General features: G+C 51.8%; 4 protein-coding genes and 1 pseudogene. 3 read left to right on the plus strand and 2 right to left on the minus strand.

The genetic code is table 11. From position 1 onward, the window contains the following. A partial coding sequence (locus KB557_RS09980; protein ID WP_399218975.1) for an undecaprenyl-diphosphate phosphatase occupies positions 1-228 on the minus strand: 228 nt, incomplete at its 3' end. A 21-nt stretch (positions 229-249) separates the two neighbouring features. Between KB557_RS09980 and KB557_RS09985 the strand changes: the two genes are divergently transcribed. The 3 genes from KB557_RS09985 to nadB all read left to right on the plus strand — a co-directional run bounded on the left by KB557_RS09985 (position 250) and on the right by nadB (position 3,149). After that, on the plus strand, positions 250-1,014 hold the full coding sequence (locus KB557_RS09985; protein ID WP_255133802.1) for a DUF3120 domain-containing protein: 765 nt from the start codon (positions 250-252) through the stop codon (positions 1,012-1,014). Between the two features lie 84 nt (positions 1,015-1,098). Further along, a complete protein-coding gene (psbU, locus tag KB557_RS09990) occupies positions 1,099-1,482 on the plus strand; it encodes a photosystem II complex extrinsic protein PsbU (protein WP_255133803.1) in 384 nt (127 codons plus the stop codon). Positions 1,483-1,544: 62 nt separating this feature from the next. Continuing rightward, positions 1,545-3,149 carry an L-aspartate oxidase gene (gene nadB, locus KB557_RS09995; protein WP_315856222.1) on the plus strand — a complete coding sequence of 535 codons (1,605 nt, stop codon included), beginning with the start codon at positions 1,545-1,547 and terminating at the stop codon, positions 3,147-3,149. A 16-nt stretch (positions 3,150-3,165) separates the two neighbouring features. Here the strand turns inward: nadB and KB557_RS10000 are convergent. Beyond that, positions 3,166-3,335 (minus strand): annotated as a pseudogene (locus KB557_RS10000) (thioredoxin); the annotation flags it as partial.

Genomic DNA, 3,335 nt, shown 5'->3' on the forward strand with positions numbered 1-3,335 from the left:
GGCAATCACCGCGATGATGCTGCCCAACTGAATCACAGCCGTTACCGCAACTCCAGGATCACCCCAACCAAGCAAAACAGGCACCACTTTTAAATGGGCAGTGCTGCTAATCGGCAAAAATTCGGTGAGGCCCTGCACCACCCCAAGCACCAAGGTGCGCCAGCAGGCCTCGAGAAGCGATAGGGATTGGCTGGGTTCCACTTTTTGAAAAAGATTTAGCAGCGGCACCTTACGGCTGCTGCAGCTTGAATGCTTTTAGCCTTAAGGTTACGAAACTTTGTAAACCGTTTGTTGGCGCGCTCCGGCTCAACGTTAATAACCCAAGCGCTGCCTGTTGCTAGCGAAATTCTTTGGCTGCCAAAGCAGTTTCATATCCCAGTTCAAAAGCAGCCTTCTCTACCGCTGCTGGCGGCTTTATTGGTAACCCTGCCTGTGTTTGTGCAGGCTCCATTAGTGCGGCAGCAACCGATGCTCGCTGTTTTATTCACATTTGTATTACTGGCTGTTGGGATAAGCAAAAGGAACAGCTGGGGCAACTTATTAGTGGGTTTTAGCGGCAGCTGGCTGGCGGGCTGTTTGTTTTGGGGTTGGCTCAGGCTGCATCCCCTCTGGCATTTACCGGTGGAAGCATTTGCGCTACCGATTGCTGTTGCAGGGCTCTGGGGCCCCTGGCGTATCGCCGGCCAGTTCTACTTAGGCGCACTAATCGGCACTGCCTGCACCGACGCAGCTATGGCTATTTGTGGGGTGATGCCGCTTTGGCCTGAGGTGCTAGCCGCAGAACCCGAACAGGCAAGACAATTGCTAGCTCAAGCAGCGGCACTTGTAATAGAACCAGCTCACTTTTCAGTGGTTGTAATTTTTGCTGCGGCAATGCTGCTTACAAGCCGTTGGTTGTGGCGCAAGGGAGCAGGTTGCAGGCTTGTTGCTGCTTGCCTTGCCACCACTTTGGTGGTGGATGGAATTTTCTTAGGGTTAGCTCTTTTGATTCCCCAATTCAGCGGCTTGGTTTAAAGATCTGCAAATGGCAACCTCTTTTTTAGGGTTTGCATGCAAAAGACTATGTAACGTTGCTGCTTATACCTGCCACAGCCCCGCATGACCAGGCTCAACCGTTGGCTTGCTTCTTTACTTTGCAGCGCGCTGCTTTTTGTTGGGCTTTGGATTGCCATGCCCCAGCCAGCTCAAGCCGATGAGCTGCGCAATCTGGCCGACGACAAAATCGCCCAAGCCCAAGGCAAGGTGGATCTAAATAACTCCTCAGTAAGGCGCTTTCAGCAATTTCCAGGCATGTATCCCACCCTTGCTGGAAAGATCGTTGTGGGTGGCCCCTATCAAGAAGTTGATGATGTGCTGAAACTTGATCTAAGCGAGCGCCAAAAGGAATTATTTGAAAAATATCGCTCCAATTTCACTGTTACCCAGCCTGAAATTGCCCTAAATGAAGGATTTGATCGCATCAACGACGGGCAATACCGCTGATCGCTTCTTCCCCTCAATCTTCCAGCATTAATCCCTTCCTCGCCCCCTGGGATGTGGTGGTAGTGGGGGGAGGGGCAGCTGGCCTAATGGCTGCTTTGGAATTACCAAAAGCCCTGAAGGTGCTGCTGCTATGCCGCGATAGTGAACTGCGTTCTGCCAGCCGCTGGGCCCAAGGAGGCCTTGCCGCAGCGGTGGGCCACGACGACAGCCCACATCTGCACCGAGCAGACACTCTTGAGGCAGGTGCAGGTTTATGCGAACCGGCGGCGGTGGATTTACTGGTACAAGAAGCGCCAAACTGCGTTGAGCGTCTGTTGCAGCTTGGCCTCCCATTAGATCGAGATGGCAGTCAATTAAGCACCACCTTGGAAGCTGCCCACAGCAGAAGACGGGTGCTTCACGCCCAAGATCAAACAGGGCGCGCCCTGGTGGAATTACTCGAACAACGGGTAAGGCAGCAGACCAATGTTTGCTGGTTGCAAGGGGGCCTTGTATTACAGCTATGGCTTGAATCAAACCGTTGTTGCGGCTTGCAGCTGTTGTTTGGCGCTCAGCTGGGATGGCTTCAGGCTGGAGCTGTGGTGCTAGCAACCGGTGGTGGCGGTGATCTTTTTGCAAACACCACAAATCCCAGCACAGCTAGAGGCGATGGGGTGGCAATGGCCTGGGAAGCCGGGGCGGTGCTGCGGGATCTTGAATTTGTGCAATTTCATCCCACCGCCTTGATGCACCCCGGGGCGCCCCATTTCCTTTTAACGGAGGCCCTCAGGGGGGAAGGGGCTCGTTTATTGCAAAGCAATGGAGAAGCACTCGGAGCCCATGCCAGTGAAATGCTGCCGCGGGATCAATTGAGCCGAGCAATGGTGCGGGAGATGAAACGCAGTAAGGCGCAGCGGCTATGGCTAGATCTACAACCCGTGGGAAAAACAAAGCTGCAGCAGCAATTTCCAATGATTATTAAGCGCTGCCAACAGCTCGGCTTGGAACCTTTGGATAAGCCTTTACCGGTGGCGCCGGCCGCCCACTACTGGATGGGGGGAGTAGCTACCGATTTAAAAGCAGCCACATCGGTTCAAGGTTTATATGCCGTAGGGGAGGTGGCGAGCAGCGGAATTCATGGTGCGAATCGCTTAGCAAGTAATTCATTAAGCGAATGTTTAGTGATGGCACGGCAATTGAAAGATTTAACTCCTATTGCTATAAACGCAGCAGCAAACCCAAATTCAGATAACAACGTTGAATCGCTTGATTGGCAATGCGATTCGAATTTAACTATTACAGCGCAGCTTGCCAGCAAAAAGCTACAACAACTCTGCTGGCAAGTGGCAGGGGTTGAACGCTGGGGCAGCAGCCTTAGGGAAGCAGAAAAGCAGGCTAAAGGGCTGCAAAATCTTTTAGATTTAGATGCAAAATTAAAACCTTTTCTAGCTCAAAAGCCTGGGCAACTTTATAGCGTTAGCGCAAAACAACAAGAAAAATTTGAACTGCTTTGGGATCAACGCCAACGTAATTTAGTGAGCCGGCTGTTGTTGCAGGCTGCGGCCTTCCGAACAGAAAGCAGAGGCGGACATTTCCGCCGTGATGCACCATTGCCGTTGCCCTATTGGCAATGCCACAGCTTGCAAAAACGCGGGGAAAATCTTCGCACTGCAGCCGTGGGGCTGTAATGCAAGCGAGAAATATTTAAAAAGAACGGGGGCCTTGGAAACCACTGAGATCTGCTAATTGATTAAGGCGTTTTACGCCAGAATCAAGTTTCCCATTAATCTCCCAACTGGGAAAACCATCAATTTTTTTAGATTCACATAGGGCAGCCTGGGAATTTTTGCCATCCACTGCGCATTCAACAATAT

The organism is Synechococcus sp. Cruz CV12-2-Slac-r, from assembly GCF_024346075.1.
Taxonomy (GTDB): domain Bacteria; phylum Cyanobacteriota; class Cyanobacteriia; order PCC-6307; family Cyanobiaceae; genus Synechococcus_D.

Coding starts and splice junctions, on each gene's coding strand:
- KB557_RS09985 (WP_255133802.1), top strand. CDS start 250: ATGCTTTTAGCCTTAAGGTTACGAAACTTTGTAAACCGTTTGTTGGCG.
- psbU (WP_255133803.1), top strand. CDS start 1,099: ATGACCAGGCTCAACCGTTGGCTTGCTTCTTTACTTTGCAGCGCGCTG.